The organism is Reyranella sp. (genome assembly GCF_036558665.1).
Lineage (GTDB): Bacteria > Pseudomonadota > Alphaproteobacteria > Reyranellales > Reyranellaceae > Reyranella.
In genome coordinates this window covers 1-26,523 of record NZ_DATBFE010000091.1, presented here as the reverse complement: position 1 = coordinate 26,523, position 26,523 = coordinate 1, and the positions used below count along the sequence as shown (strand labels likewise).

General features: G+C 66.6%; 28 protein-coding genes and 1 pseudogene. 18 read left to right on the top strand and 11 right to left on the bottom strand.

What is annotated here, in order from left to right; all coding sequences use genetic code 11:
* Nucleotides 1–102: 102 nt before the first annotated feature.
* Together VH499_RS14945 and VH499_RS14940 are read right to left on the bottom strand one after the other, a co-directional pair.
* Nucleotides 103–2,445: a xanthine dehydrogenase family protein molybdopterin-binding subunit gene (locus tag VH499_RS14945; protein ID WP_332053538.1), complete on the bottom strand. Its 2,343-nt coding sequence runs from the start codon at nt 2,443–2,445 to the stop codon at nt 103–105.
* Nucleotides 2,446–2,540: 95 nt separating this feature from the next.
* Nucleotides 2,541–2,984: a DUF6496 domain-containing protein gene (locus VH499_RS14940; RefSeq protein ID WP_332053537.1), complete on the bottom strand. Its 444-nt coding sequence runs from the start codon at nt 2,982–2,984 to the stop codon at nt 2,541–2,543.
* 84 nt (nt 2,985–3,068) lie between these two features.
* Here VH499_RS14940 and VH499_RS14935 point away from each other — a divergent pair, with 84 nt between their 5' ends.
* On the top strand, nt 3,069–4,079 hold the full coding sequence (locus VH499_RS14935) for an adenosine deaminase (RefSeq protein WP_332053536.1): 1,011 nt from the start codon (nt 3,069–3,071) through the stop codon (nt 4,077–4,079).
* Nucleotides 4,076–4,981, top strand: coding sequence for an SAM-dependent methyltransferase (locus VH499_RS14930; protein ID WP_332053535.1), 906 nt, complete (start codon nt 4,076–4,078; stop codon nt 4,979–4,981). The genes VH499_RS14935 and VH499_RS14930 overlap by 4 nt, the downstream gene beginning before the upstream one ends.
* Here VH499_RS14930 and VH499_RS14925 read toward each other — a convergent pair.
* Nucleotides 4,959–5,903, bottom strand: coding sequence for a LysR substrate-binding domain-containing protein (locus VH499_RS14925; RefSeq protein ID WP_332053534.1), 945 nt, complete (start codon nt 5,901–5,903; stop codon nt 4,959–4,961). The genes VH499_RS14930 and VH499_RS14925 overlap by 23 nt on opposite strands.
* A gap of 114 nt (nt 5,904–6,017) precedes the next feature.
* On the opposite strand from VH499_RS14925, the gene VH499_RS14920 reads away from it, so the two are divergent.
* Genes VH499_RS14920 through VH499_RS14885 form a run of 8 tightly spaced genes read left to right on the top strand, consistent with a single transcriptional unit; the run spans nt 6,018 to nt 13,547 of the window.
* The gene (locus VH499_RS14920; protein ID WP_332053533.1) at nt 6,018–7,052 is read left to right on the top strand and encodes an ABC transporter substrate-binding protein; all 1,035 of its coding nucleotides are present in this window, start codon (nt 6,018–6,020) and stop codon (nt 7,050–7,052) included.
* Nucleotides 7,053–7,056: 4 nt separating this feature from the next.
* Nucleotides 7,057–7,971 carry an ABC transporter ATP-binding protein gene (locus VH499_RS14915; RefSeq protein WP_332053532.1) on the top strand — a complete coding sequence of 305 codons (915 nt, stop codon included), beginning with the start codon at nt 7,057–7,059 and terminating at the stop codon, nt 7,969–7,971.
* Between the two features lie 4 nt (nt 7,972–7,975).
* The gene (locus VH499_RS14910; protein WP_332053531.1) at nt 7,976–8,827 is read left to right on the top strand and encodes an ABC transporter permease; all 852 of its coding nucleotides are present in this window, start codon (nt 7,976–7,978) and stop codon (nt 8,825–8,827) included.
* The gene (locus VH499_RS14905) at nt 8,824–9,633 is read left to right on the top strand and encodes an ABC transporter permease (RefSeq protein WP_332053530.1); all 810 of its coding nucleotides are present in this window, start codon (nt 8,824–8,826) and stop codon (nt 9,631–9,633) included. Before VH499_RS14910 ends, VH499_RS14905 begins: the two co-directional genes overlap by 4 nt.
* Nucleotides 9,623–10,747 (top strand): FAD-dependent oxidoreductase, encoded by a 1,125-nt coding sequence (locus VH499_RS14900; RefSeq protein WP_332053529.1) that lies wholly within the window; start codon nt 9,623–9,625, stop codon nt 10,745–10,747. Before VH499_RS14905 ends, VH499_RS14900 begins: the two co-directional genes overlap by 11 nt.
* Nucleotides 10,728–11,021 carry a (2Fe-2S)-binding protein gene (locus VH499_RS14895; RefSeq protein ID WP_332053528.1) on the top strand — a complete coding sequence of 98 codons (294 nt, stop codon included), beginning with the start codon at nt 10,728–10,730 and terminating at the stop codon, nt 11,019–11,021. Before VH499_RS14900 ends, VH499_RS14895 begins: the two co-directional genes overlap by 20 nt.
* Nucleotides 11,018–12,427 (top strand): FAD-dependent oxidoreductase, encoded by a 1,410-nt coding sequence (locus VH499_RS14890; protein WP_332053527.1) that lies wholly within the window; start codon nt 11,018–11,020, stop codon nt 12,425–12,427. The genes VH499_RS14895 and VH499_RS14890 overlap by 4 nt, the downstream gene beginning before the upstream one ends.
* A 1-nt stretch (nt 12,428) precedes the next feature.
* Nucleotides 12,429–13,547 (top strand): FAD-dependent oxidoreductase, encoded by a 1,119-nt coding sequence (locus tag VH499_RS14885; RefSeq protein WP_332053526.1) that lies wholly within the window; start codon nt 12,429–12,431, stop codon nt 13,545–13,547.
* Nucleotides 13,548–13,554: 7 nt separating this feature from the next.
* On the opposite strand, the gene VH499_RS14880 is transcribed toward VH499_RS14885, so the two are convergent.
* A complete protein-coding gene (locus tag VH499_RS14880; protein WP_332053525.1) occupies nt 13,555–14,406 on the bottom strand; it encodes a LysR family transcriptional regulator in 852 nt (283 codons plus the stop codon).
* Nucleotides 14,407–14,585: 179 nt separating this feature from the next.
* On the opposite strand from VH499_RS14880, the gene VH499_RS14875 reads away from it, so the two are divergent.
* Nucleotides 14,586–15,008 carry a GFA family protein gene (locus VH499_RS14875; protein ID WP_332053524.1) on the top strand — a complete coding sequence of 141 codons (423 nt, stop codon included), beginning with the start codon at nt 14,586–14,588 and terminating at the stop codon, nt 15,006–15,008.
* Between the two features lie 7 nt (nt 15,009–15,015).
* The gene (locus VH499_RS14870) at nt 15,016–16,290 is read left to right on the top strand and encodes an adenylate/guanylate cyclase domain-containing protein (protein WP_332053523.1); all 1,275 of its coding nucleotides are present in this window, start codon (nt 15,016–15,018) and stop codon (nt 16,288–16,290) included.
* Nucleotides 16,291–16,311: 21 nt separating this feature from the next.
* Here VH499_RS14870 and VH499_RS14865 read toward each other — a convergent pair whose 3' ends face one another.
* A complete protein-coding gene (locus VH499_RS14865; RefSeq protein ID WP_332053522.1) occupies nt 16,312–17,232 on the bottom strand; it encodes a glutathione S-transferase family protein in 921 nt (306 codons plus the stop codon).
* A 139-nt stretch (nt 17,233–17,371) separates the two neighbouring features.
* Between VH499_RS14865 and VH499_RS14860 the strand changes: the two genes are divergently transcribed.
* Nucleotides 17,372–18,541, top strand: a complete 1,170-nt coding sequence (locus tag VH499_RS14860) for an alpha-hydroxy acid oxidase (protein ID WP_332053521.1) — start codon at nt 17,372–17,374, stop codon at nt 18,539–18,541.
* Here VH499_RS14860 and VH499_RS14855 read toward each other — a convergent pair.
* Both VH499_RS14855 and VH499_RS14850 read right to left on the bottom strand, forming a co-directional pair.
* The gene (locus VH499_RS14855; RefSeq protein ID WP_332053520.1) at nt 18,495–18,773 is read right to left on the bottom strand and encodes a hypothetical protein; all 279 of its coding nucleotides are present in this window, start codon (nt 18,771–18,773) and stop codon (nt 18,495–18,497) included. The two genes, VH499_RS14860 and VH499_RS14855, sit on opposite strands and share 47 nt — an antisense overlap.
* Nucleotides 18,774–19,037: 264 nt before the next feature.
* Nucleotides 19,038–19,250, bottom strand: a complete 213-nt coding sequence (locus VH499_RS14850) for a hypothetical protein (RefSeq protein ID WP_332053519.1) — start codon at nt 19,248–19,250, stop codon at nt 19,038–19,040.
* Nucleotides 19,251–19,327: 77 nt separating this feature from the next.
* Here VH499_RS14850 and VH499_RS26160 point away from each other — a divergent pair.
* Nucleotides 19,328–19,897, top strand: a pseudogene (locus VH499_RS26160) (2-hydroxychromene-2-carboxylate isomerase); the annotation flags it as partial.
* A gap of 60 nt (nt 19,898–19,957) precedes the next feature.
* Here the strand turns inward: VH499_RS26160 and VH499_RS14845 are convergent.
* The 4 genes from VH499_RS14845 to VH499_RS14830 form a co-directional block, all read right to left on the bottom strand.
* Complete coding sequence (locus VH499_RS14845; protein ID WP_332053518.1) at nt 19,958–20,434, bottom strand: hypothetical protein; 477 nt, start codon at nt 20,432–20,434, stop codon at nt 19,958–19,960.
* 313 nt (nt 20,435–20,747) lie between these two features.
* A complete protein-coding gene (locus VH499_RS14840) occupies nt 20,748–21,938 on the bottom strand; it encodes an acetyl-CoA C-acyltransferase (protein WP_332053517.1) in 1,191 nt (396 codons plus the stop codon).
* Nucleotides 21,939–22,017: 79 nt separating this feature from the next.
* The gene (locus VH499_RS14835; protein WP_332053516.1) at nt 22,018–24,123 is read right to left on the bottom strand and encodes a 3-hydroxyacyl-CoA dehydrogenase NAD-binding domain-containing protein; all 2,106 of its coding nucleotides are present in this window, start codon (nt 24,121–24,123) and stop codon (nt 22,018–22,020) included.
* Between the two features lie 101 nt (nt 24,124–24,224).
* Nucleotides 24,225–24,560: a hypothetical protein gene (locus tag VH499_RS14830; protein ID WP_332053515.1), complete on the bottom strand. Its 336-nt coding sequence runs from the start codon at nt 24,558–24,560 to the stop codon at nt 24,225–24,227.
* 111 nt (nt 24,561–24,671) lie between these two features.
* Here VH499_RS14830 and VH499_RS14825 point away from each other — a divergent pair, with 111 nt between their 5' ends.
* From VH499_RS14825 to VH499_RS14810, 4 genes are all read left to right on the top strand, one after another.
* Nucleotides 24,672–25,244 (top strand): dihydrofolate reductase, encoded by a 573-nt coding sequence (locus VH499_RS14825; protein WP_332053514.1) that lies wholly within the window; start codon nt 24,672–24,674, stop codon nt 25,242–25,244.
* Between the two features lie 231 nt (nt 25,245–25,475).
* Nucleotides 25,476–25,769 carry a type II toxin-antitoxin system RelE/ParE family toxin gene (locus tag VH499_RS14820; protein ID WP_332053513.1) on the top strand — a complete coding sequence of 98 codons (294 nt, stop codon included), beginning with the start codon at nt 25,476–25,478 and terminating at the stop codon, nt 25,767–25,769.
* Between the two features lie 18 nt (nt 25,770–25,787).
* The gene (locus VH499_RS14815) at nt 25,788–26,123 is read left to right on the top strand and encodes an addiction module antidote protein (protein WP_332053512.1); all 336 of its coding nucleotides are present in this window, start codon (nt 25,788–25,790) and stop codon (nt 26,121–26,123) included.
* Nucleotides 26,124–26,292: 169 nt separating this feature from the next.
* Nucleotides 26,293–26,466, top strand: a complete 174-nt coding sequence (locus VH499_RS14810; protein ID WP_332053511.1) for a hypothetical protein — start codon at nt 26,293–26,295, stop codon at nt 26,464–26,466.
* Nucleotides 26,467–26,523: the final 57 nt, after the last annotated feature.

Genomic DNA, 26,523 nt, shown 5'->3' with positions numbered 1-26,523 from the left:
CGCCGGTCATCGTCGGCACGCGGTTGACGCAGGGCGGGGCAACGATGGTTGCCATTGTCGCGTCGACATCGCGGATCTCGAATTCATATCGGCAATGCGATCTCACGCCGCTCTTCGCCCGCGGTTGGCCTCGATCACCTGCCACAGGCTGGCGGCGGTCACCGGCATGTCGACGTGCTTCACGCCGGTATGCGGGCAGATGGCGTCGACGATCGCATTGACGACGGCCGGCGGCGCACCGATCGCGCCGGCCTCGCCCGCACCCTTCATGCCCATCGGATTGGTCTTGCAGAGGCTGTTGTGCATGTCGAAATGCACACGCGGCACCACGTCGGCACGCGGCAGGGCATAGTCCATGAAGCTGCCGCTCATGAGCTGGCCCGAGTCGTCGTCGTAAACGGTCTTCTCGGTCAGCGCCTGGCCGATTCCCTGACCCACGCCGCCATGGACCTGGCCCTGCAGCAACAGCGGATTCAAGGCCGTGCCGAAATCGTCCATGATGCTGTAGTTCAGGATCTCGATCGCGCCGGTATCGGGATCGACCTCGAGCTCGCAGATATGGCAGCCGTTGGGGAACGTCGACGCGTCCGGCGTGCGCGTGAAGTCGTCGTCGAGGCCGGGCTTCTCGCCCTGGGCCACATGCTTGGGATTGTTCGCCGCCTTCGCAACCTCGAACAGGCTCATCTGCCGGTCGGTGCCGACGATCTTGAAGCTGCCATCGGCATATTCGATGTCGCCCGCGCTCGCTTCCATCACGGAGGCGGCGACCTGCTTGCCCTTGGCGATGATCTTGTCGCTCACCCCGAGCACGGCGGCGCCGGCGACCGGAATCGATCGGCTGCCGCCGGTCATGCCCTCGGGCGTGACGTCCGAATCGCCCTGCACGATGCGGATATGGTGGCCGTCCACGCCGAGCCGCGCCGACATGATCTGCGTCAGCGCCGTCTCGTGGCCCTGACCGTTGGTCTGCACGCCGACATAGACCGAGATCGTGTCATCGTCGTTGAACTTGGCGATGGCGCTCTCGGGCGGGCCGCCCGAGCATTTCTCGACGTAGGTGGCCATGCCGATGCCGCGCCATTTGCCCTTGGCGAGCGAGGCGGCACGACGGGCCGGAAAGCCGTTCCAGTTGGCCTTCTCCATGCCCTTCAGCATGACATTGTCGAAGTCGCCGCTGTCGTAGGTGTCGCCCAGAGCCGTGTTCCATGGGATCTGGCCGGGCTTCACGAGATTGCGCTTGCGAATTTCGTCCGGTGTCAGCCCGGTTTCACGTGCGATATGGTCGACGAAGCGCTCGAGGAGATAGGCCGCCTCCGGCCGTCCGGCGCCGCGATAGGCGTCGGTCGGCACCGTGTTGGTCATGACTCCCTTCACGTTCACGTAAACAGTGGGCGTCTGGTAGAGGCCGGCGAGCATGCTGGTGCCCGCCATGGTCGGGATGAACGCGCCGAAGTGGCTGAGATAGGCGCCGAGCGCGGCATAGGTGGTGACGCGCAGGCCGAGGAACCGGCAATCCGTGTCGAGTGCCATTTCGGCGATCGATACGTGGTCGCGGCCCTGCACGTCGGACTGGAAAGCCTCCTGGCGGTCGGGAATCCATTTCACGGTGCGCTTCAGATTGCGGGAGGCCCATACGATCATCGGATATTCGGGATGGACGAAGATCTTCATGCCAAAGCCGCCGCCCACGTCGCCCGTGCGCACTCGCAGCTTGGGCTGGCCGATCTTCAGGATCAGGTCGGCCACAACGGGACGGATCACGCTCACTCCCTGCGAGGAGACCCAGAGCGTCGAGCGATCGTCCTTGGGATCATACTCGCAGATGGCGCCGCGGGGCTCCATCGAGTTCACGACCAGGCGGTTGTTCACGATCTGCAGCTTGATCACGCGATCGGCCTTGGCAAAGGCGGCCTCGGTCCTGGCGCGATCGCCCATCTCCCAGTCGAACACCAGGTTGTTCTTGATGTGATCGTGCACCAGCGGGGCGCCGGGCTGCGCGGACTCGTAGGTGCCTACCGTATGGGGAAGCGGTGCGTAGTCGACCTCGATCAACTCGGCGGCGTCCTTCGCCTGCTCGAGGGTCTCCGCGACCACCATCGCCACCGGATCGCCGACATGTCGCACGCGACCCTGCGCCAGCATCGGGCGCGGCGTGTCGGCGCGGGAGGTGCCGTCGCGATTGTCGATCGGCACCAGGCAGGGCAGGTCGCCGAAGCCGGCCTTTTTCACATCCTCGCCCGTGAAGACGAGCAGGACGCCCGCCGCCTTGTTCGCCGCCGTCGTGTCGATCTTCCGGATGTCGGCATGAGCATGGGGGGAACGCAGCACGTAGAGCCGCGCCGCGGGCGTCGAAAGCCTGGTGTCGTCGGTGTAGCGCCCACCGCCCGTCAGCAGGCGCGGATCCTCAACCCTGCGAACCGATTGACCGATGCCGAACTTTGCCATGAATTCCTCCGTATTGGACGGAGGTTAGACGGCCGGCAAAGGGATTGAAAGTCTCCCGGACCCGCGCGGCGCCAGTGCCCGCGGTCCCCGAAGGATCAAGCCGCCCGGCGGCGCCGCGACGTGCTCTTGCGGCGATGTGACGAGCTGTGGCGGCTGGTCGACTTGCGGGCCGTGTTGCGGTGCTTGCGCGCGGCGGCCGCGTGACGGCCACGGCGCGTCGTGGTCTTGGCGTTCTTGCCGCCCATGGCACGGCTGCTCTCGCGTCGGCCGCGGGAGCCGACATGGCTCCTGCCTTCACGTTCCTGCTGATAGGTCTTGCCTTCGGACTCCTTGCGCTTGGTTCTCTCGAGGTTGCGCTTGTTCTCGCCCTTGCTCTGGTACTTCGAGGCACCCGCTTCCTTGAGAGCGATCGCGATGGCCTGCCGGCGGCTCTTGACCTTGCCGCCTTTGCCGCCGCGGCCGCTCTTCAATTCGCCGTGTGCGAACTCGTGCATCACGCGCCCGGTCGTCTTGCGCTGTGACATCGATTCCTTGGCCATAAAACGCTCCGTGAAAGGACCCCGCATTTAGTCTGCCCTGACCTCTGTCTCCCGAACGCCGGCTGAAGTGATAGGTTGCACTGCATGACCGACCTCGATGCCTTCGTCACCCGCCTCCCCAAGGCCGAGCTGCACATCCACATCGAAGGCAGCCTCGAACCTGAAATGATGCTGGCGCTCGCCGAGCGCAACGGCGTCGACTTGCCTTACCGGAGTGTCGACGCCGTACGGGCGGCCTACCGCTTCACCAGGCTGCAGGACTTTCTCGACCTCTACTATCGGGGCATGAGCGTGCTCGTGCGGGAACAGGACTTCTATGATCTCGCGACAGCCTATTTGAATCGCGCGGCCGCGCAGAACGTGCGGCATTGCGAGATCTTCTTCGATCCACAGGGCCATACGTCGCGCGGTGTGGCTTTCGCGACGGTGATGGAAGGACTGTGGCGCGCCTTGCGTGACGGAGAGCGCAAGCTCGGCATTACCGGCGGCTTGATCATGTGCTTTCTCCGCCATCTCGACGAGGCGAGCGCCGAGCGAACGCTGGACGAGGCCTTGCCCTGGCGCGAGCGCCTGATCGGCGTTGGCCTCGATTCGTCCGAAACTGGCCATCCTCCGTCGAAGTTCCAGCGCGTGTTTGCGCGCGCCCGCCAACTCGGACTGCCGACCGTGGCGCATGCCGGCGAGGAGGGCCCGGCCGACTATGTCCGTGAGGCGCTGGATCTGCTCGGCGTCAGCCGCGTCGATCATGGGAACCGCGCGCTCGACGATCCGGCGCTGACCGCCCGGCTTGCCGCCATGAAGATGCCGCTGACGGTCTGTCCGCTGTCGAATCTGCGGCTATGCGTCGTGCCCGAGATGAGGGCGCATCCGCTTCGCCGCATGCTGCAGGCCGGCCTGAAGGCGACCGTGAATTCCGACGATCCGGCGTATTTCGGCGGCTATGTGGCGGAGAACTTCGTGGCCGTCCAGCACGCGCTCGATCTCACCAGGGAGGAGATCGTTATCCTGGCCCGCAACAGCTTCGAGGCCGCCTTTTGCGACGAGGCCGTCAAACGGCGCCATCTGGCGACGCTTGACGCCTTCCTGAAGGAATGACCACCGCCTACCTTGCTGCCGAGGGGTTCGAACCACAGCTCCTGGAGGAGCTGAGCCGTGCCGGGGCCGCCATTCGCGGACGGCATGGGCGACTCGTCATTTGCGATGCGCCCGCGGTGCCGGCCGCCTGGGCCGCCAATATCTGGCACGACTGCCTCGAGCTGCCGGTCCCCTCGATCGGCGAGGCAGCCAGAACCCTGCGGGCGATACAGCGCAACTGGGCGGTATATGCGCCGCTCCATCATCGTCGCGGCATGCTGATCCAGGAGCGCCTGCCGCACGTGTCGGCGAAGCCCATCGTCTTTCCGGCAGCTGCTCCGACGGTGCCGCTCGGTTCATGGACGCTGCTCGCACCCGATCGGTTGTTGGCCGCGGCGCGGTGCAGCTCTGCCTTTCCCAATGGCGAGGTGACGTTCGTCGAGGACAGGACGGGGCCGCCGAGTCGCGCCTACCTCAAGCTCTGGGAGGCGCTGGTGCGCCTGCGTCGCTGGCCGCAGCCAGGCGAGCGCTGTGTCGATCTCGGCGCCTCGCCCGGTGGCTGGACCTACGTTCTCGCGAGGCTCGGCGCCAGCGTCGTGGCGGTCGACAAGGCGCCGCTTGATCCGCAGATCGCGGCAATGCCCGGCGTGGAATGGCGTGGCGAAAGTGCGTTTGCGCTGGCGCCGGAAGCCATCGGGCCGGTCGATTGGCTCTTTTCCGACGTCATTTGCTATCCGGCGCGCTTGCTGCGCCTGGTCGAGCGCTGGCGCGGCTCGGCGCTGGCCAGGAATTTCGTCTGCACTATCAAGTTCCAGGGCGCCACCGATCACGAATCAGCGGCCGCCTTTGCCGCAATCGCGGGCGCCCGGGTGATGCATCTGCATCACAACAAACACGAGCTCACCTTCTTGCTGGCGCGGTAGGCCGCGCGTGGGCGAACCGGCGTTCGCGCAGGAACGCTCCGACATGCGCCTTGAAGCCGTCGATGAACTCGCGCGCCACCGGCGTCACCGTGCGGTGGGCGGCGTAGAGGACCGCGAACTCGAAATCGATCCGCGGCTCGAACGGCCGCGCGACGATGCCGCGCGAGTCATACTCGGTCGCCGTGAAGGGCTCGCAGAGCGCCACACCGACGCCCGAGCCTGCGAGTGCGCAGGCGATCTCCGACAGCGGGGTCTCGATGCGCATGACGCGTGTAACGCCATGCTCGCTGAAGACATGGTCGATGCGAAAGCGTGATACCGTCGAGGGACCGAGCGAGATGAAGTTCTCACCCTCGAAATCCCGCGGCCCGAGCTTCGTCTTGCGCACGAGCCGGTGCCCCTGGGGCAGCACGGCCACGAAGGGCACGGTGGGCATGCGCTCGAGCTGGACGGCAGCATGCTCGATCGAGGCCTCGGCGAAGCCGAGATCGCACTGTCCCTGGGCCACCGCGGTAACGACGGCATGCGACACCAGACCCGACAGTCCGATGTTGAGCTTGGGCCGCTCGGCGAGAAATCGTCCTACGAAGCGCGGCAGGAAGCCGTTGGCGAGCGCCGGCAGGGCGGCGATGCGCAGGTAGCCGGCGCGGCGCGTGCGCAACTCGGCCGCCGTCTCGGCGATCCGCTCGAGGCCGACGAACGCGCGCTCCACCTCGGCATAGAGCGACAGCGCCTCGCTGGTCGGCACCAGTCCGGTGCCGCGCCGCTCGAACAGGGTGAGACCGAGATGGTGCTGCAGGTCGCGGATCAGGCGGCTGACTGCCGGTTGGGTCACGTTGATCAGCTTGGCCGCGGCACCGACGCCGCCCGTGAGCACGACGGCGCGAAAGGCTTCGATCTGGCGGGGATTGAGGCCACGCATGGGGCTTTATAACATTTTGTTATGAGGCGGGGCGCAAATCCGAATTTGACGACCGGATGGCGGGCGGGAAGCATTGCCGGCCGGTCGACAAGGGGTCGGCCGACAGGAGGGGCGATGGGACGTTCGGCACCGCTACTGGCTATTGCAGCCTTGATCGTGCTTTGGGACGCGGCATCGGCGTCGGCACAGCAGACGCTCACTGTCGCGGGCTATGGCGGCTCGTTCGAGCAGACCATGCGCAAGGAAGTCATTCCCGACTTCGAGAAGGCGCACAAGGTGAAGGTCGAGTACGTCGCCGGCAATTCGACTGACACGCTGGCCAAGCTGCAGGCGCAGAAGGCCAACCAGGTGATCGACGTCGCGATCGTCGACGACGGACCGATGTACCAGGCGATCCAGCTCGGCTTCTGCGGCAAGATCGCCGGTCTGCCTGGCGACGATCTCTATCCCAGCGCGCGCTTCAAGGACGACAAGGCCGTTGCCATCGGCCTCGTTGCGACGGGACTGATGTACAATACCAAAGTCTTCAAGGAGAAAAGCTGGGCCGCGCCCACCTCGTGGAACGATCTGAAGGATCCCAAATACAGGAAGACGATCGTCATTCCGCCGATCAACAACACCTATGGTCTCTATACGCTGGTCATGTTCGCGCGGCTGAATGGCGGCGGCGAGAAGGACATCGAGCCGGGCTTCAAGGTGATGAAGGCCGACGTCAATCCCAACGTTCTGGCCTATGAGCCGTCGCCGGGCAAGATGACGGAACTGTTCGAGTCGGGCCAAGGGCTGCTGGCGGTCTGGGGCTCCGGCCGCGTCCAGTCGTTCGCCAACACGGGCTTCCCGGTCGATTTCGTGTACCCGAAGGAAGGCGCGGTGACGCTGCTCGCCTCGGCCTGCCCGGTCGCCAGGGCCAATGCCTCGCCGCTTGCCTCGCAGTTCATCGAGGCGATGCTGCAACCCAAATTGCAGCTCATCCTGCTCAAGGATTATGGCTACGGCCCGGTGAACAAGAAGGTCGAGGTTCCGCCGGAGCTCGCCCGGATGGCGCCGGTCGGCGACAGGGCGGCCAAGCTGATCAATCCCGACTGGGACACGATCAACGCCCATCGCGACGAATGGACCAAGCGCTGGAACCGCGAGGTGGAGCGCTAGGCGATTGGCGTTCCTCGAGCTCGAGAATCTCACCAAGCGATTCGGGCAACAGACCGCCGTCGACGGGCTGTGGCTCGGCGTCGAGAAGGGCGAGTTCGTCTCGCTCCTCGGTCCTTCCGGCTGCGGCAAGACGACGACCCTGCAGATGATCGCGGGTTTCGTCGAGCCGACGTCGGGCGCGATCAGGCTGGAGGAGCGCGATCTCCTGGTGGTGAAGCCGGCGCAGCGCGGACTGGGCGTGGTGTTCCAGAGCTACGCGCTATTCCCGCACATGACCGTGGCGCAAAACGTCTCGTTCGGGCTCGAGATGCAGGGCGTGGCTGCAGCCGAGCGCACGCGACGCGTCGGCGAGACGCTCGATCTGGTCGGACTGGGAAGCTTCGCCCAGCGTTTCCCGCGGCAGCTTTCCGGCGGCCAGCAGCAGCGCGTGGCTCTGGCTCGCGCGCTGGTGATCCGGCCGCGCATCCTGCTGCTCGACGAGCCGCTCTCCAATCTCGACGCCAAGCTGCGCGAGGAGATGCAGATCGAGCTGCGGCAGATCCAGCGCTCGGTCGGCACAACCACCATCCTGGTGACGCACGATCAGGCCGAAGCGATGGCGCTGTCCGACCGCATCGTGGTGATGAACCGGGGCCGCGCCGAGCAGATCGGACCGCCGCACGAGGCCTACGAACGGCCGGCGACGCCGTTCGTGGCGAACTTCCTCGGCAAGACCAATCTGGTGAACGGCATCGCGGTGCGGCCGGAGCGGATCTCGTTCGCCGCCACCGGCCTCGCCGGTACCATTCGCACCCGCATCTTCCAGGGCAACCACTGGCTCTACCAGGTCGAGACATCGCAAGCCCTGATCACCGTCATCCGCCAGAACACCGGCGAGGCGATGCCGGCCGAAGGCGCGGCGGTGCATCTGGCGTGGTGACTAGATGAAGATTGCGCCCTATCTCCTCAGCTTTCCCGCTCTGCTGCTGTTCGCAGCAGTCGTCATCGTGCCGCTCGGCATGACGGTGGCGTTGAGCTTCCACGATTGGGGCCAGTACAAGGGCATCGTGCCCGTCTTCATCTTCAAGAACTGGCGCGAGGTCTTTTCCGATTCCTACTACGGCGAGATGTTCTGGCGGACCTTCCGCATCGCCCTTCTGGTGACGCTGTTGTCGGTCGTCTTCGGCGCACCGGAAGCCTACATCCTGAACCGCATGAAGCGCCCCTGGCGCGGCCTCTTCCTGCTGGTCATCCTGGGCCCGCTCCTGATCTCGGTCGTGGCGCGCACGCTCGGCTGGGCACTGCTGTTCGGCGGCAGGTCGGGCCTGGTCAACTCCATTCTGCTGTCGCTCGGGCTGATCTCGGCGCCGCTGCCCTTCATGTTCACCGAGACCGGCATCGTGGTGGCGCTGACGCACGTTCTGATGCCCTACATGGTGCTCGCGGTATGGGCGGCGTTGCAGCGCCTCGACCCCCAGATCGAGAACGCCGCCATTGCATTGGGGGCGGGGCCCTTCACCGTCCTGCGTCGCATCGTAGCGCCGCAAGCCATGCCCGGCATCCTGTCGGGGGCGGTCATCGTCTTCGCGCTCGCGGCGTCGGCCTTCGCCACGCCCGCCATCATCGGCGGCCGGCGGCTCAAGGTCGCCTCCACGCTTGCCTACGACGAGTTCCTGAACACCCTCAACTGGCCGCTCGGCGCCACGGTTGCCGTGCTGCTCCTGGCGGCGCTGATGCTGATCGTGTTCGGCGTCAATCGCTGGGTCGAGCGCCGCTACGCGCAGGTATTCGGATGAGTCGCAACGGCCCGCTCGCTCTTTGCTACCATGCGCTGTTCGTGATCTTCACGCTGGCGCCGATCGTGGTCGTGTGCTGGGTCGCCTTCACGCCCGAGGGTTACCTGTCGTTTCCCACCCATCATTGGTCGCTCCGCTGGTTCCACGCCATCGCGCGCTATCCCGAGTTCGTCTCCGCCTTCTGGCGCAGCATCGGGCTTGGCGCGCTGTCGTCCGCGATCGCCGTCGCCATCTCCGTGCCAGCCGCGCTCGCCATTGCCCATCATCGTTTCGCCGGCCGCGAGACCTTCACGGCGCTCTTCATGTCGCCGCTCATGATTCCGAACGTGGTGCTGGGCATCGCCTTCCTGCGCTTCTTCACCGAGGTCGGTCTCGGTGGAACCTTCACGGGTCTGGTGCTGGCGCACATCGTGATCATCTTCCCGTTCGCGCTGAGGCTGACGCTGGCCTCGGCGGTCGGCCTCGACCGCGCGATCGAGCATGCCGCGGTCTCGCTCGGCGCCTCGGAATGGACAGTGGTGAAGCGCATCGTCTTGCCGCTGGTCCTGCCCGGACTGGTGAGCGGCTGGGCGCTCGCCTTCATCAATTCCTTCGACGAAGTGACCATGACGGTGTTCGTGGCGGCACCCGGCACGGAGACTTTGCCGGTGCGCATGTTCCTCTACATCCAGGACAATATCGATCCGCTGGTGACGTCGGTGTCGGCCTGCGTGATCGCCGTGACCGTCGTCGCCCTGGTGGTCCTCGACCGCATCTACGGGCTCGAACGGCTGCTTGTCGGAAGGAGCGGCACCGATGCCGGCTAGCGGCTACGATGTTGCCGTCGTGGGCGGCGGGTTGGTCGGCGCGGCGACAGCGTGGGGTCTCGCACGCGAAGGCTGCCGTGTGGCCTTGCTCGACGAGGGCGACGGTGCGGTGCGCGCGAGCCGCGGCAACTTCGCGCTCGTGTGGGTTCAGAGCAAGGGGCTGGGGCTTCCGGCCTATGCCGCCTGGACGGTCCGGTCCTCCGACGCCTGGGCGGCGTTCGCCGCGACCCTCAAGGAAGAGACCGGCCTCGATGCCTGCTTCCAGCGGCCGGGTGGTTTCCATCTCGCGTTGTCGGAGCGGGAGCTGGAGGCGCGGGCCAATACGCTGAAGCGTCTGCACAACCAGCCCGGCATCGTCGGTTACAGCACCGAGATCCTCGACCATGGCCAGGTGGCGCGGATGCTGCCCGATATCGGCCGCGAGGTCGTCGGCGCGAGCTATTGCCCGCTCGATGGCCACGTCAATTCGCTGCGCCTCTTCCGGACTTTGCACACGGCGATCCAGGCGCGCGGCGTCAAATACCTTGCCAGCCATCGGGTGGAGAATATCGAGCGCAAAGGCGGCGAGTTTCACCTCACCACGGCGCAGGGTGAAGTGCGGGCCGGCCGCGTCGCGCTCGCCGCCGGCAATGCCAACATGCGGCTGGCGCCGATGGTCGGGCTCGAAGCGCCGATGAAGCCCGAGCGCGGCCAGATCGTCGTTACCGAGCGCCTGCGGCCGTTCCTCGACTACCCGGTGGTCACGCTGCGCCAGACCGACGAGGGTACGGTGATGATCGGCGACTCCAAGGAGGAAAGCACCGATCCGGCCGGCCTGACGTTGGGCGTCAGCGCCACCGAAGCCGAGCGCGCGGTGCGCATGTTCCCGCTGCTGGCCAATGTCAACGTGGTGCGCACCTGGAGCGCCATCCGGGTCATGACCCGGGACGGCTTTCCGATCTACGACGAGTCCGAGACGCATCCGGGCGCCTACGTGCTCTGCTGCCATTCGGGGGTTACGCTGGCGGCCAATCACGCGCTCACGGTGGCGCCGATGATCGCGCGCGGCGCCCTCGACAAGACGCTGGTCGCTCCCTTCAGCGCGCGGAGGTTCCATGTTCAAGAGGCTGGGTGAGACCGGCAGCGCCATCACCATCGAGATCGACGGCAAGGCCGTCCGCGCGCAGTCGGGCGATACGGTGGCCGCGGCCATGCTGGCTGCCGGCATCGAGCATTGCCGCACCACGCCTGTTTCAGGTGCGTCACGCGCGCCCTACTGCCTGATGGGCGTCTGCTTCGAGTGCCTCGTGACCATCGACGGTGTCGGCAGCCGGCAGGGCTGTCTCGTGCCCGTGCGCGACGGCATGCGCATCGAGACACAGCAAGGCAAGCGCGAGGCCGGGCGATGACCCGGGCCCCCGATCTTGCCTCCTCCTATGATCTTGTCGTCGTCGGCGGCGGGCCGGCGGGGCTCGCCGCCGCGGCGCTCGCCGCGCGCGCTGGCGTGTCGACCGTGCTGTTCGACGAGAATCCGGGCATCGGCGGGCAAATCTATCGGGGCATCACCTCGACGCCGATCAAGGACAGAGCGGTGCTGGGCGAGGACTACTGGGCCGGCACCGCGCTCGCGGCCGAGGCGACGGCAAGCGGCGCGACGATCGTGAACGGCGCTACCGTCTGGAGCCTCGATCCGTCACGCCAGGTGGGCGTCGCCATCGCCGGTCAGGTGCGGATGATCCAGGCGCAGCGCGTGATCGTTGCCACCGGATCGCTGGAGCGGCCGTTTCCCATTCCCGGCTGGACCTTGCCCGGAGTCATGACGGCGGGCGCGGCGCAGACGGTGCTCAAGGCACAGGGACTGGTGCCCGGCGGCCGCACCCTTCTGGCAGGCTGCGGGCCGCTTCTGTGGCTGCTGGCGGCGCAGTTGTTGCGGGCGGGAGCCGCGATCGAGGCGATCCTCGAGACGACGCCGCGCGGCAACTGGCTGCGCGCCTTGCCGCATCTGCCCGACTTCCTCCTGTCGCCCTACTGGTCGAAGGGCCTCGCACTCCTGCGCGAGGTGAAGGGCAAAGTACCTGTGATCCCGATCGAGCGTCTGGCCGCGCGGGGGGAGGACAGGCTCCAGGAAGTGGACTACGTCTCGCACGGCAAGGAACATCGGCGGAGAGCCGATCTGCTGCTCCTGCATCAGGGCGTCGTGCCGAATGTGAACCTCGCGAATGCCGCGGGTGCGGTGCATCGCTGGAACGAACGCCAGCTTTGCTTCGAGCCCGTGCTCGATGTCGACTTCACCAGCACCGTCTCGGGCATCGCCGTGGCCGGCGACGGCGCCGGCATTGCCGGCGGAACGGCCGCCGCGGAGCGCGGCCGGCTCGCCGCCATTGCCGCAGTGCGCGCGCTGAAGCCCGCAGTCTCGGTGCCCGATCCGCAAAGCGTGCGTCAGAGGCTGCAGCGCGAGGAACTCGGACGCGGTTTCCTCGATACGCTCTATCGACCGGCCGACGCGTTCCGCCTGCCCGAGGGCGAGACGATCGCCTGCCGCTGCGAGGAGGTGACATCCGGGCAAATCCGCGGCATGGCCGCCATCGGCTGCGAAGGCCCGAACCAGATGAAAGCCTTCCTGCGCTGCGGCATGGGCCCGTGCCAGGGCAGGCTCTGCGGTCTCACCGTGACGGAGTTGATCGCCGCCGAGCGGCGCACGCGTCCTGGCGAAGTCGGCTACTACCGGCTGCGCCCACCGGTGAAGCCTATCACCCTGGCCGAACTCGCCTCGCTGCCGATCAGCGAGGCCGAACGCAAGGCAGTGGAACGGTAGGATGGCCCGCACCGCCGACGTGATCGTGATCGGCGGCGGCCTGCATGGCTGTTCGACGGCGCTCCATCTTGCGCTGCGTGGCCTGAAGACGATTGTGGTGGAGAAGGACTATGCCGGCCGTCATGCCTCGGGCGTGAACGCCGGCGGCGTGCGGCAGCTCGCGCGCGACATCGCGGAGATTCCGCTCTCGATCTCCTCCATGGCGATCTGGGAACATATCGAGGAACTGGTCGGCGACGATTGCGGCTTTGCAAGCCATGGCACCGTACTGGTGGCAGAGAGCGAGGTCGAGTTCGCGGGATTCCGGGCTCGCGTCGACGATCTTCGATTGAAGGGCTTCACCCACGAGGAGCTGATCGGCGAGGCAGAGCTGAGGCGGCTCGTTCCGGCGGTATCCGACTACTGTCCGGGCGGCATCGTGTCACGACGCGACGGCGCGGCCGATCCTTTCCGCACCACGCAAGCCTTTCGCAAGCGCGCGATCGAGAAGGGCGCACAAGTCCTCGAAGGCGTGGCCGTCACGGCGATTGCACGGGCCGGAGGCGGGTGGCGCGTCGAGACCAGCGACGGTCCGATCGAAGCGCCCAGGGTGGTGAACGCCGCCGGCGCGTGGGCCGACCGGATCGCGGCCATGCTGGGCGAGCCGGTACCACTCGAAGTCATCGCGCCCATGCTGATGGTCACCAGCCGCTTGCCGGCCTTCATCGAGCCGGTGGTGATCCTGCGCGGGCGCAAGCTTTCGTTCAAGCAGCTCGACAACGGTACGGTAGTGATCGGCGGTGGTCACCGCGCCCGGCCGCTCCGCGACCAGAACCGGACCGTGCTCGACTGGGGAAAGCTTGCCGTCTCGGCGCGCACGGTGTGGGAGCTGTTTCCGGTGATGCGGGCCGCCACCATCGTGCGAGCCTGGGCCGGAATCGAGGCGCGCATGCCCGACGAAATTCCCGTCGTCGGGCCGAGCGTGACATCGGAAGGCGTCTATCACCAGTTCGGCTTTTCTGCCCACGGCTTCCAGCTCGGACCCGGCGCCGGCGCCATGATGGCCGAGCTGATCGCGACCGGGGCCACGAACGTGCCGATCGACGGCCTGGGCATCGGACGGTTCGCGGCGCGGCCGTAGCGCTGGCTCATTGCTCGGCGGGCCAGGTTCTGGCGAAGCAGTCGCGCACCCACTCGATCAGCAGACGGGTGGCGGGATCGCGCTTGAGATGGTTCTGGACGAGAAGCCATACGTCGCGTCGGGTCGGCAGCGGCGTGATGCGCAGTTTTACGTCCTTCAGGAGATTCCCGCACAGATAATCTGGCAGGACGCCCATCGCCGCGTGACTCTTGATGAGTTCGCGCATCACGCGATAGTCGCCGGTCTTGAAGCGCGCCTTCGCGTCCAGCCCCCGTGCGGCGAGATATCGTGCATCGGGCGTGTGGTCCAGCTCCTCGGGAAAGCGGCAAACCAGAGGATCGATCGCGCCGCTCCATACGGCCGGCTCGAAGAAATAGAGGCGCATGTCCACAAGCTTGGTGATCGTGAAGTCGCCCTTGTCGGGCTTGCGCAGCCGGATCGCGAGATCGGCCTCCCAGCGGGAGAAATTCACATTGCCTCTCGAAGTCATGAACTCGAGGCTCAATCCGGGATTCGCCGTCAGCAGGCTCGCCGAGTGCGGCGCCAGGATCTGCTCGGCAATCGAGGTGGTCGACGCGAGCCTGAACTTGCCGATCGGCCCTTGGACCATCTTGCCGACATGACCGATCTCGGCGACATGCCGGGCGATGGCGTGCACGTGAGAAAGGACCGCTTCGCAGTGCGTCGTCGGCTTGCGCGTGCCGTCCACAGCGTTGAACAAGGCCACGCCAAGCGACGCCTGGATACGCGCCATGCGCCGCGCGACGGTCGTCTCGTCGATTCGCAGCCGCGCACCGGCGGCGGCATACGTGCCTTCGTCGCGGACCGCGGCGATGATGCGGAGATCGTCCCAGTTCATGGCCGTGAATCTATCATGGGCTTTGCCTCGCCTGCAATTTTGCAGCCACGGGTCGAGCATTACCGGCGTGACTGCCGGTCGATGTCAAGGCAGGTTGCGCGCCGTCGACACCCCCGACCACCGGTCGCCGCGGGACGGCCTCGTGCCGCCGCGGTGCCGGCCAATTCAAGGAGAATGCCATGGCTCACGTAGGCACCTGCTTCTGCGGCGCGGTCAAGCTCGAGGTCGAAGGCAAGCCGGAGGCCATGGGCTATTGCCATTGTCGATCCTGTCGCTCGTGGTCGGGCGGCCCAGTCAACGCCTTCACTCTATGGAGTCCCGAGGCGGTGCGCATCATCTCGGGCGCCGAGAGCATCGCCACCTTTCAGAAGACCTCGCTCAGCCAGCGAAAGTACTGCAAGGAGTGCGGCGGTCACCTGATGACGCTTCATCCGCCACTTGGCCTTGTCGATATCTTCGCCGCGACCCTTCCAGCGCTCGCCTTCGAGCCCGGCGTTCACGTCAACTATGCCGAGACCGTATTGCCCATGAAGGACGGCCTGCCCAAGCTCAAGGACTTTCCGGCCGAATTCGGCGGCTCCGGAGAGGCGGTCGCCGAGTAGAGGCGGCATGCCGCAATTCGTCTCCACTCCGCTCTCAATCCCTGTCATCGCGCACGGCGTCGCCGATCCGCTGGGCCAGCGCATCGAACTGCACCGCTGGGCAGTGGATCAAGGTCTCTGTGGCGCGACCGCGCACGACCTGTTTGCCGGCTTCTGCCAGCGCCTGTCGGCCATGGGGGTCCCGCTCTGGCGCGCCTACGCGGCCGTGGAGACACTGCATCCCCAATGGTGGGGCTTCGGCTTCACCTGGCAGCGCGGTCTGACATTCATCAAGCTCGCCCAGTATGGCCATGGGCATGCGGTGACACCAAGCTGGACCGGCGGCGTCTTCCATCATCTGGCAAAGCGGGCCGAGGCAGGCGAGGCCAACCCCTGCATCCGGCGTCACCTTGCCCGGGGCCCGCAGGAGCGCGATTTTCCGGCGCTTGAACGGTTCTTCGCCGCCGGCGCCACCGACTACCTGGCCGAGCTGTTCGACTCTCGCCGCAAGAGCGGTGCCTCCTCTGGTCTGGGCGTCGTCTACTCCTTCATGACGGATCGCCCGGACGGCTTCGGAGAGGGCGATGCCGGCCTGCTGCACGCGGTGCTGCCTGCTCTGGCGCTGGCGATGAAGGCGCGTGCCGGCCAGATCAACGCATCACGGCTGTTGGAGGTCTATCTTGGCGAGGATGCCGGCCAGCGTGTGCGTGCCGGCGAGGTCGGGCGCGGATCTGTCGAAAGCCGAAGCGCGGTGCTCTGGTATGCTGACATCCGGGGCTTTACCACGATCGCCGATGCGGCACCCGCTCACGATCTCGTGGACCTGCTCAACGATGTCTTCGAGACGCTGACGGCATCACTGCGTGAGCATGGCGGCCAGGTGCTGAAGTTCGTCGGCGATGGCATGCTGGCGACCCTCCCGCTCGAGGAGGGAAACCGCATGGAGAGTTGCCGGCAGGCGCTCGATGCCGCGGCGGCCGCGACGCGGGCGATCGATGCGCTCAACGTGACGCGACTGGCTGCCGGCAAGCTGCGGGCGACGGTCGATCTCGCGTTGCATGTCGGCGATGTGCTGTTCGGCAATGTCGGCGCCGTCGACCGGCTCGATTTCACGATGATCGGCCCCGCCGTGAACGAGGTCTCGCGCATCGAGGCACTTTGTGCGCCGCTTGGCCGAAGAGTTCTGGTCTCCGCCGAACTCGCGGCAACGGCCGGGCTCAAGTCCGGTCGCCTGATGTCGGTGGGCCGCCACGGCCTGCGCGGCGTCCGCGAGGAGCGCGAGATCTACACCCTGCTTTATTGAGGCCCGGTGCAGGGACAGCAGTCACCTGGTCCGCCGCCAATCGTAGCCGAGCCGCGGAAAATGCACCGCGACGTCCCCCACCCGGGGATCCGAGCGCAGCAGCGAAATCTCGTGGTCGTCGACGAACAACACCTCGCCCTCGATCCAGTTTCTGGCATTGTCGGCGGCCCGAACGCGGGCGCGCTCGCCGGGACACGGATCGCCATCCAGGGGATGGGGTGGCCGCGGCGGCGCGGGCCTTGACGCACGCGCGACCGCGAGCCCTTCCTCCGGTGCGCCATCGGTGCGCTGTCCATGCCCGATACTCGCCATGCGGTCGCGCCAGGCGATCAGCCTCGGATATGGCTCGAGCTCGGCCCGGCAGTCGATCTCGCGGCCGCGCAGGAACCAGACGACGTGATAGCAGGCGAAGTCGGCGATGCAGGGCCGCTCGCCCAGCAGATAGCCACGCCCGTCCTTCAGCATGTCGGCCAGCCACGCAAGCTGCGGCCTGACGAGCGGCAGATTGCGCAGGGCTGCCGCGCGCACGGCCTCGATGGAGGGCACAGGCACGCCATGGATGCGTGCGCGATCCTCGTGCAGACCCGCCGGCATGTGGTCGGCGTTGATGCCCGATACATAAAGGGCCATTGGACGCATGAGCTGATGCTCCGCCCACCAGGCGATCGCCTGGGCGGCTCCCATCGTCTCGGGCGGGAAGAGGGTCGGCATGGCAACGCGCCGCTCGAGCTCGCGCGCGATCAGCCGCGTATCACACCAGAGGTCGGCGCCTTCCTGCAGGACCGGAATGCGCCGATAGCCGCCGGTGAGCGGCGTCAGATTTGGCTTGGGGGCAATCGGTGGCTGCTCGATCCCCCGCCACGCGAGGCCCTTGAAGCCCAGCATCAACCGGGCCTTCTCGGCGAAGTTCGAGAAATCGTAGTGGTGAAGGATGAGACCCAAGGCGGCTTCTCGTCATGCGTGGTGCGCCGCCCGCGGCCTAGCCGGTCGTTTGCGCGTGTCTGATTTGCATGGCGATCCATTTAACATTGTGGCCCGGTGCTTCAAAGCGCGCCAAAATCCACGCCATGGGAGAGAACGCATGGACGGCGTAGTCAATATCGAGGATTTGCGTAAGCTGGCGAAGAAGCGCCTGCCCAAGATCGCGTATGATTTCATCGAGGGCGGCACCGACGACGAAGTGGGTCTCGTCACCAACGAACAGGCCTTTCGCAAGGCGCGCATCGTGCCACGCTACCTGGTCGATGTGTCGGTTCGCGACCAGTCGACCAGCCTGTTTGGCCGCACCTATTCGAGCCCGATCGGCATCGCGCCGACCGGCCTCGCCGGTCTGTTCCGGCGCGGCGCCGATCTGATGCTGGCCGAGGCCGCGCGCGAGGCCAATGTGCCCTTCATCATGTCGGGCTCGAGCACCGCCTCGATCGAGGATCTCGGCAAGATGGCGCCCGATCACGGCTGGTACCAGCTCTATTCCGCCAAGGATCAGAGCGTGTCGGAGGACATGATCAGGCGTTCGGCGGACGCCGGCCTCAAGACCCTGGTCTTCACCGTCGACGTTCCCGAGGGCTCCAATCGCGAGCGCAACACGAGGAACGGCTGGGGCCGCCCGCTCAAGCTTACATGGAAGACCAAGTTCGAGGCGCTGCGCCATCCGGCCTGGATGGTGGAGTGGCTGCAGCACGGCACGCCGATGTTCGACAACTGGGCCAGGTATGCGGGATCGGATGCCAGCGCCGAGGTCGTGGCCGACTTCGTCGCCCACCAGAATCGCGCGCCGATGAGCTGGAGGCATGTCGAGCGCTATCGCGAGCTGTGGAAGGGCAACTTCGTGCTGAAGGGCATCATGCATCCCGACGACGCGGTGCGCGCCCATTCACTGGGTGTCGATGGCATCATGGTCTCGAACCATGGCGCGCGGCAGCTCGATATCGCGCCGTCGCCGCTCGAGGTCCTGCCGGCGATCCGCGACGCCGTAGGGGACAGGATGACGCTGATGTTCGACGGCGGCATCCGCCGCGGCATGGATGCCATCGTGGCGCTATGCCTTGGCGCCAGGTTCTGCTTCGTCGGCCGGCCGACGCTCTATGGCGTGACGGCGGGTGGCACGGCGGGTGCTGCGAAGGCGCTGCAGATCTTCCGTCGCGAGATCGACATCACGATGGCCCAGATCGGCGCCACCAGGATCGCCGACCTCGGCCCGCAATTCATGATGTGGAAGGATGAGGAGGATCTGCGGCGGAATATCCGATGAGGGTCGGCGGCGGCCGCAGCCGGCGTGCGCGATGGGCGGGGCGCCGGGCAACAAGGATTTCGGGCTCGCGCTGATCGCTTTCGGCGGGCGGCAACCAAGCCTGGAGCGCCCAGATCGCGATGGCCGTGAACGAGACGGTGAGGGGGATCATGCCGATCACCCGCCAGAACACCATCGTCCGCTCGCCGTCCAGCCATACCCAGTAGAACAGCAGGCCACCGAGCCCGAGCACTGCTGGCAGTACTAGCCGGAGAATCCACTTGCAGATGCTATCGACGTACGAGTGCCGCGCCGGCAGCCCATATGCATCCGCAGACCGTCCCTGATCCGCTGGACTCGTCATGGAAGAACTCCACATCCCTGCGGCCTTTCGCTGTCGAAGGCCGCACCCCATTGCGCGGGACGATAGGCCTCGCAGCAGGTACCGGGAAGTGCACAGGAAACGGATACACAGCTTTGTCACGAGCGGCCGTGCCAGCCGGTGGCGCCGAAGCGTCTACTCCGAACGGCCGGCCATTATCTTGTGGCGGAACACTTCCATCAGCGCGAGCGGCGCACGTTCGCGCGGCGCCGGGCGTTCCGCGAGCAGGAGCTGGTCCAGTTGGGCAAGGCACGCGCGCCGCTGATCGACATCGGTCAGATCGGCAACGAAGGCGATGAGCTCGTTGATCTTTTCCCGGGCGCTCATGACGATGAGCCTGTGTTCCATTTCACAATGGCTTTACGCACTATAGGTCATTTCGCCAAAATTGTGAATCCCGGCAAACGCTGGCAGTCGGACGGGGAATGGCCACGGTCGATTTCTACCTCGGCCTCGCAAGCCGCTATTCCTACCTTGCCGCAAGCCAGGTCGGGCGGATCGAGGCCCAATATGGTTGCCGTTTCGTCTGGAAACCCATCGCCAGCGGCCTCCTGATCGGCCGTCGGGGCGACAATCCGTTCCAGGTTGGTTCAGGCCGCGGGCAATATGATTGGACCTACCGTGAATACGACGCGAAGAGCTGGGCCGCCCTCTACCGGGTCCCGTTCCGCGAACCCGCCCTGCCGGCCGATCCGACCCTTTCGGCACTGGCCTGTCTTGCTGCGGATCACCAAGGGGCGCTGGTGGCATGCTGCCGGCTCCTGCTGCATCTCGCCTTCGTCGAGGGCAGCGTTCTCGACGCCACGACGATCGCGGGCTTGCCCGCGCGGCTGGGGCTGGAAGAGGGCCGGTTTCGCCGTGATCTCGATGGTCCGCAGACGCGGGCGCGCCACGAGGCGCTGATCGACGAGGCCGAGCAGCGCGGCGCTTTCGGCGTGCCCACCTTCTTCCTCGGCCAGCGGATGTTCTGGGGCAACGACCGGCTGCCGCTCCTCGAAGCGGCCTTGCGCGGCACGGAACTGCCGCGCTGGCGAAATCGATATGCATGGCAACGTCTAATCGGCGGCCATTTCTTTCAGGAAGCGCTTCCAATTCTCCGGTGTAACCACCTTGCGGTAATGAGCAGTCTGCTGGGGATCGAGCACCTCGATCATGAAGGCACCTTCGATCCAGACCTCGGTCAGCGGAAAGACATCTCCACCGCGCACGCAGGAGCGAGCCGGCCAGCCCGCCCGCTTGGCTATGGCCAATACCTCCGCTGCCGGGCGGTCGACGCAGATCGCCAGATGAACCTCGGAGAAACGCCGCGCGATGCCATCGGCCCGCCACTCCGCCTGCGTCTCGCCATGGGTTACGGCAAGGCCGCGGCGCGAGATCTCGAGCTCGACCTCGCCGTCACCCGACCAAGCCATCCATCCGTCCTTGCCCGCGGGCGGGAAGGGCATGGCCTCGCCGTTCATCATCTCGGCAAGCACCTCGGCCACGCGTTTGGGATCGTCGGCGGGAATAGAGGCATGGGCGATCGCTGTCATTTCTGTCTGTCCTCCCTGGCTTTGTTCCTCGGCTGCGGGCCGGCGGCCCGCCGTCCGGGCAGGACGGCAAGGGCACGCGAGGCGGCAAGAATTGCCTCGCGGCCGTCGAAATCCCGACGCTCCTTCATTACCGCCCGGCCGGATGCACCGTCGATGAGTTGTACCATCGCAGCCCGGCGCGTCGGTTCAGGTTCCGACGTGCGCGGAAGCCATCGCGCACACTTGGCGGCCCGCCGCCGCGTCCACTGCCGACAAGGGGTAAATGAACCGAGGACGATCGGGAGAAGCGCCCGTCCCCGGCAGTCGCCGACGCCTAGTGCACGACCTCGAACAGGCCGGCGGCGCCCATGCCGCCGCCGATGCACATCGTGACGACGACGTTCTTGGCCTTGCGCCGGCGGCCTTCGATCAGGGCGTGGCCGGTGCAGCGCGCGCCGGTCATGCCGAACGGATGGCCGATCGAGATCGAGCCACCGTCGACGTTCAGCTTGTCGTTGGGAATGCCGAGCTTGTCGCGGCAATAGAGCACCTGCACCGCGAAGGCCTCGTTCAGCTCCCAGAGATCGATGTCGTCCATCTTGAGGCCGAAGCGCTTGAGCAGCTTGGGTATCGCGTAAACCGGGCCGATGCCCATCTCATCGGGCTCGCAGCCGGCGACGACCAGGCCCTTGTAGATGCCGAGCGGCTTCAGCCCGCGCCTGGCGGCTTCGGCATCGCTCATGACGACGGCCGCCGAGGCGCCGTCTGAGAGCTGGCTCGCATTGCCGGCGGTGATCCATTTGTCCGGACCCATCACCGGCTGGAGCTTGGCGAGGCCCTCCATGTTGGTGTCGGGCCGGTTGCCCTCGTCCTTGGTGAGCTTCACCGTCTTCTTCGAGGTCTCGCCGGTGTTCTTGTCGGTGACGATCATCGTGGTCTCCATCGGCACGATCTCGTCGTCGAACCTGCCGGCCTGCTGCGCCGCCGCCGTGCGCATCTGGCTCTGCAGCGAATATTCGTCCTGGTATTCGCGGCTGATCTTGTAGCGCGCCGCCACCGTGTCGGCGGTCTGGATCATCGAATGGTAGATGCCGGGGCAGTGCTCCTGCACCCAGGGATTGACCAGCCGGTTCTTGTTGCCGCCCGGCGGACCCTGCACCAGCGACACCGATTCGAGGCCGCCCGCGACCATCACCGGCACCTTGTCGACCAGCACGCGCTGGGCGGCCATCGAGATGGTCTGCAGGCCCGAGCTGCAGAAGCGGTTGACCGTGACGCCCGAGACGCTGACCGGGGCGCCGGCGCGGATCGCCGACACGCGCGCGACATTGGAGCCGGTCGTGCCTTCCGGCGCGGCGCAACCCAGGATCACGTCCTCGACCTCGCCCAGGTCGACCTTGGCGCGTTCGGCGGCATGCTTGATCACGTGCGCCCCCATGTCAGCGCCGTGCGTGTCATTGAAGATGCCGCGGAAGGCCTTTCCGATCGGCGTGCGGGCGGTCGAGACGATGACGGCATCAGTCATGGGGATCTCCTCCTTGTAGAACCAGCTTCGGTGTCATCCCGAGCGCGGCCTTCGGCCCCGGGCGACACTGCGTGTCGGATCAGACGGTAGAGAACTTCTTGCCGTCCTGCACGAGCTTCCTGAGAAGGGGAGCGGGCTCCCAGAACGGGTCGCCCGAAGCGTCGCGGTACTTGAGCAGGGCGTCGTGGACCGTCTTGAGGCCGACCACGTTGTCGGCCCACCACATCGGGCCGCCGCGATAGACCGGCCAGCCATAGCCGTTGACCCAGATCACGTCGATGTCGAGCGAGCGCTGGGCCATGCCCTCGGCCAGGATCTTGGCGCCCTCGTTCACCATCGGATAGAGGCAGCGCTCGAGGATCTCCTGGTCGGAGATGGCGCGGCGGGTGATGCCGAGCTTCTTCGACGTGTCCTCGATGATCTTCTCGACCTCGGGATCGGGGATCGGCGTGCGGTCGGGCAGGTCGTACTTGTAATAGCCCGCGCCGGTCTTCTGGCCGAAGCGGCCGAGCTCGCAGATCGCGTCGGCGATGTAGCCGGTATAGCGGACGTTGCGCTGCTCCTTCTCCTTCTTGCCCTGGCGGATGCGCCAGCCGACGTCGTTGCCGGCGAGGTCGCTCATGGCGAACGGACCCATGGGGAAGCCGAAGTCGTAGATCACCTTGTCGACCTGCTGGGGCAGGGCGCCTTCCTCCAGCATGTAAGCCGACTGCACGCCGCGCTGGCGCAGCATGCGGTTGCCGACGAAGCCCTCGCAGACGCCGACCAGCACCGGGATCTTGCCGATCTTCTTGCTGAGCGACATCACGGTCGCGATCACGTCCTTTTGGGTCGCCTTGCCGCGCACGTTCTCCAGCAGTTTCATGACGTTGGCGGGCGAGAAGAAGTGCATGCCGATCACGTCGCCGGGTCGCTTCGTGTAGTTGGCGATCTGGTTCACATCGAGGCCCGACGTGTTGGTGGCCAGCACCGCGCCCGGCCTGGCGATCTCGTCGAGCTTCTTGAAGACGCCCTCCTTAACCTCCATGGTCTCGAACACCGCTTCTATGATGACGTCGGCCTCTTTCAGGTCGTCGTAGGAGAGCGTGGGCTTGATCAGGGCCATGCGCTTGTCGACGTCCTCCGCCTTCATGCCGCCGCGCTTGGCGGTGTTCTCGTAGTTGGTGCGGATGGTCTTGAGCCCACGCTCGAGCGCCTCCTGCTTCACCTCGAGGAGGGTCACCGGAATGCCGGCATTGGCGAAGTTCATGGCGATGCCGCCGCCCATGGTGCCGGCACCGACGATGCCCGCGCTCCTGATCTCGCGCTGCGGCGTGTCCGAAGGCACGTCGAGGACTTTCGCTGCCTCGCGCTCGGCGAAGAAGTAGTAGCGCTGCGCCGCCGACTCCTGCGACGTCACCAGCTCGACGAACAGCTCGCGCTCGCGCTTGATGCCCTCGTCGAACGACAGCTCGCAGGCGGCCTGGACACACTTGATGATATTCCACGGCGCCTTGAAGCCGCGGGCGCGGCGGGCGATCGCCTTCTCGGTATCCTTGAAGAGGTCGGGCGATTCGAGGGTCACGGCGAGGTCGCGCACGCGCCGGCGCGGCGCCTTCTGCACCACCAGCATCTGCGCATGCGCCACGGCGCCCGCCAGCAGGTCGCCCTCGACCAGCGCGTCGACGATGCCTTTGCTCTTGGCCTCGGGCGCCGGGATGTGGCGGCCCGAGAGGATGGCATCGAGCGCGTATTTGGCGCCGGTCAGCCGCGGCAGGCGCTGCGTGCCGCCCGCACCCGGCAGCAACCCGAGATGCACCTCGGGCAGGCCGACGCGCGTGGTCGGCAGCGCGACGCGATAATGCGCGCCGAGCGCCGTCTCGAGGCCGCCGCCCAGCGGCGTGCCGTGCAACGCTGCCACCACGATCTTGGGGCAGTTCTCCATCGCGGCGATCACGTCGTTCAAGTTGGCGCCCTGTGGCGGCTTGCCGAACTCGCGGATGTCGGCGCCGGCGATGAAGGTGCGGCCGCCGCCGATCAGCACGATGGCGTCGATATTCGGGTCGCCGCCGAACGCCTCGACGCCGGCCTTGATGCCGTCGCGCACGGCGGCGGCGAGCGCGTTCACCGGCGGATTGTTGACGGTGAGGATGCCGATCCGCCCCTGGGCGGAGCGCTGCACGGCGTCGGAAGCTCTATCGGACATGGGGCGTTCTTCCCTGCTGTGATGGCCGTTGGCGTTCGGCCGTCTTAGCAATCCCGGGGCGCGCCAGCCAGCGAGCCGGATTTCGCGTCGCGAGGACCGATCTAGTGCCGCGGTGGCTGGGAGAGCGGGGTCTGGATCAGCGGCCAGCCGTTGGGCACGGTGGTCGTGGGCACCATCGGACGGACCGGCCGTTGCGGCGCGGTGACCACCACACCCGGCCCGAAGACGCCCGGCCACAGATAGGCCGGATAGTTCGCATAGGGCGCGTAGAAGATCTCGCGCTGGACGATCGTCGGCTCGGCGCTGGGCGCCGGCGGCGGGGGAGGCGGCGCCGAGCTGCCGCGCAGGACGGTGACGCCCTGATCTCCCGGCGAGCCGGCCAGGGCCGGTCCAGTGAGCAGGACGAGGCCGATGACGAGAAAAAGGGCTGCACGCATGGCGTCGAACCTCTTGCCGCCAGACTCTCACCGGCAGGCTGGCATGGATCCAGATTGGCATGGATCGGTGGATGTACGCTAGGCTGGGAACGTGGCAAGACCGTGCCGGCCATGACGGTGAACCGCCCCCGCATCGAAGGCTATGCCGTGATTTCCCGCGAGGGGATGATCGCCACGGCCGACGGGCGCTTTCCCGACGAGATCAGGATCCCGGCCGACCACCAGTTCTACCAGGCCGCGGTCGACCGCGCCTCGGCCGTCGCCAACGGCCGGCATTCGGCCGAGGGCGGCGCGAAGGCGAAGTTCCGCCACCGGCTCGTCCTGACGCGCCGCGTCGACCGGCTGGTGCCCGATCCGGGCAATCCCCGGGTCCTCCTCTGGAACCCGGCCGCGACGCCGTTCGAGGAAGCGTGGGGCCGGCTCGCGATCGAAAACGGCACGCTCGCCGTGGTGGGCGGCACCGACGTGTTCGAGCTCTTCCTCACCATCGGCTACGACACCTTCTATCTCACGCGGACCGCGGCCAGCGTGCCGCGCGGCCGGCCGGTCTTCCCGGGCGTCGGCGAGCGCGCCACCGTCGAGCAGGTCATGGCCCGGCACGGGCTGGCCCTCCGCCGCACGCGCCTCCTCGACCCGGCGACCAACACGGTCGTCGAGGAATGGGTCCCGCGAGCGGCAGAATAACCCTGATTTCTCACGGGTCGGCCGCGAGTTCGGCATCTCGAGGGTGAAAAGCGCCTGCGCACGCGGGCGGCGGAGCTGGGGCTGCTGGGGTAAAGGGCGCTCAGCTCGGGAGGATCGCAGCGATGTGTCTCGGAGGGGGCAGCGGCGGGCATTGCGTGTTGCCTGTGGCGGAGATGAAAGCATCATTGTCTTCCCTCTTGAAATTTGTAATCGAACGATTACATATCCGGTGTGTATTCAGTCCGCGTCCTTCCTTCGTTCGCCGACTGGCTCGACGGGCTCCGTGACGCCGCGGCGCGCGGCCTGATAGCCGCCCGCATCAAGCGTCTGGAGATGGGCTTGATGGGCGACGCCAAGTCGGTGGGCGGCAGTGTGATGGAGCTACGCATCCATCGCAGCCCGGGTTGGCGTGTCTATTTCACGCGGCGCAGCGGCAATCTGATCGTGCTGCTGGCGGGCGGCTCGAAGGCGACGCAGGCGAAGGACATCCGGCGGGCGATCGCGCTGGCGGCGCAAATCGAATGAGACGGCACGGAGAGAGACATGAAGAAGAAGATCAAGGTGAGCGATCTGCCGCGGTTCGATGCGGCGGCGTATCTCGACGACGAGAAGGCGATCGCGGCCTATCTGACCGACATCCTCGAGGCGGGCGACGGCGCGCTGCTCGCGTCGGCGCTGGGCGACATTGCTCGCGCGCGCGGCATGACCGAGATCGCCGGGAAGGCGGGCGTGACGCGCGAGGCGCTCTACAAGGCGCTGCGGCCCGGCAGCGCGCCCCGGTTCGACACCATCGCCCAGGTCTGCGCTGCGCTCGGCGTGCGCCTGGTGGCAGAGCCTATGGCGGCCGCCGGCGGACGACGTGATCGGAAAGCCGCCTGACCACAGGCCAAGGCATGGGCATCGCCTGCGAGGCGCGCATCTTTCGCTGCCGAATTTTCTGAATAGCTCTGGCGCGAGCTGCTCAGATACATACAACTTCCAAGATTATCGAAAACGACAGGCGGATATGAATGGGACGGAGCGACAGCTCGCCAAAAGCCCGACTTCCATGGCGCTTGCGGCGATGGCTGCCAGTTGCCTCGGCGATGAGCCTGCCGAACTGTCGACTGTGTTCTTCGATGCGACGCGCCGACCCGTGCGCGCGGAACTGGTTTGGGACGGGAAGTACGACGCCGACGGCCGGCGTGTCGCCCCGCTCTGCGTCGCCGCCACCGGTGAGTGATAGGATCGGGAATGACTGAACGACTCAGGGGCGAAGGAGTCGACCTGCAAAAGCTGT

Excerpts from the sequence above, each read along its gene's own strand:
- VH499_RS14885 (WP_332053526.1), top strand. The coding sequence starts at position 12,429 with ATGGCCCGCACCGCCGACGTGATCGTGATCGGCGGCGGCCTGCATGGC.
- VH499_RS14870 (WP_332053523.1), top strand. The coding sequence starts at position 15,016 with ATGCCGCAATTCGTCTCCACTCCGCTCTCAATCCCTGTCATCGCGCAC.
- VH499_RS14840 (WP_332053517.1), bottom strand. The coding sequence starts at position 21,938 with ATGACTGATGCCGTCATCGTCTCGACCGCCCGCACGCCGATCGGAAAG.
- VH499_RS14935 (WP_332053536.1), top strand. The coding sequence starts at position 3,069 with ATGACCGACCTCGATGCCTTCGTCACCCGCCTCCCCAAGGCCGAGCTG.
- VH499_RS14830 (WP_332053515.1), bottom strand. The coding sequence starts at position 24,560 with ATGCGTGCAGCCCTTTTTCTCGTCATCGGCCTCGTCCTGCTCACTGGA.
- VH499_RS14930 (WP_332053535.1), top strand. The coding sequence starts at position 4,076 with ATGACCACCGCCTACCTTGCTGCCGAGGGGTTCGAACCACAGCTCCTG.
- VH499_RS14900 (WP_332053529.1), top strand. The coding sequence starts at position 9,623 with ATGCCGGCTAGCGGCTACGATGTTGCCGTCGTGGGCGGCGGGTTGGTC.
- VH499_RS14845 (WP_332053518.1), bottom strand. The coding sequence starts at position 20,434 with ATGACAGCGATCGCCCATGCCTCTATTCCCGCCGACGATCCCAAACGC.
- VH499_RS14940 (WP_332053537.1), bottom strand. The coding sequence starts at position 2,984 with ATGGCCAAGGAATCGATGTCACAGCGCAAGACGACCGGGCGCGTGATG.
- VH499_RS14890 (WP_332053527.1), top strand. The coding sequence starts at position 11,018 with ATGACCCGGGCCCCCGATCTTGCCTCCTCCTATGATCTTGTCGTCGTC.
- VH499_RS14835 (WP_332053516.1), bottom strand. The coding sequence starts at position 24,123 with ATGTCCGATAGAGCTTCCGACGCCGTGCAGCGCTCCGCCCAGGGGCGG.
- VH499_RS14850 (WP_332053519.1), bottom strand. The coding sequence starts at position 19,250 with ATGGAACACAGGCTCATCGTCATGAGCGCCCGGGAAAAGATCAACGAG.
- VH499_RS14895 (WP_332053528.1), top strand. The coding sequence starts at position 10,728 with ATGTTCAAGAGGCTGGGTGAGACCGGCAGCGCCATCACCATCGAGATC.
- VH499_RS14875 (WP_332053524.1), top strand. The coding sequence starts at position 14,586 with ATGGCTCACGTAGGCACCTGCTTCTGCGGCGCGGTCAAGCTCGAGGTC.
- VH499_RS14815 (WP_332053512.1), top strand. The coding sequence starts at position 25,788 with ATGAAGAAGAAGATCAAGGTGAGCGATCTGCCGCGGTTCGATGCGGCG.
- VH499_RS14945 (WP_332053538.1), bottom strand. The coding sequence starts at position 2,445 with ATGGCAAAGTTCGGCATCGGTCAATCGGTTCGCAGGGTTGAGGATCCG.
- VH499_RS14925 (WP_332053534.1), bottom strand. The coding sequence starts at position 5,903 with ATGCGTGGCCTCAATCCCCGCCAGATCGAAGCCTTTCGCGCCGTCGTG.
- VH499_RS14905 (WP_332053530.1), top strand. The coding sequence starts at position 8,824 with ATGAGTCGCAACGGCCCGCTCGCTCTTTGCTACCATGCGCTGTTCGTG.
- VH499_RS14880 (WP_332053525.1), bottom strand. The coding sequence starts at position 14,406 with ATGAACTGGGACGATCTCCGCATCATCGCCGCGGTCCGCGACGAAGGC.
- VH499_RS14920 (WP_332053533.1), top strand. The coding sequence starts at position 6,018 with ATGGGACGTTCGGCACCGCTACTGGCTATTGCAGCCTTGATCGTGCTT.
- VH499_RS14910 (WP_332053531.1), top strand. The coding sequence starts at position 7,976 with ATGAAGATTGCGCCCTATCTCCTCAGCTTTCCCGCTCTGCTGCTGTTC.
- VH499_RS14860 (WP_332053521.1), top strand. The coding sequence starts at position 17,372 with ATGGACGGCGTAGTCAATATCGAGGATTTGCGTAAGCTGGCGAAGAAG.
- VH499_RS14810 (WP_332053511.1), top strand. The coding sequence starts at position 26,293 with ATGGCGCTTGCGGCGATGGCTGCCAGTTGCCTCGGCGATGAGCCTGCC.
- VH499_RS14825 (WP_332053514.1), top strand. The coding sequence starts at position 24,672 with ATGACGGTGAACCGCCCCCGCATCGAAGGCTATGCCGTGATTTCCCGC.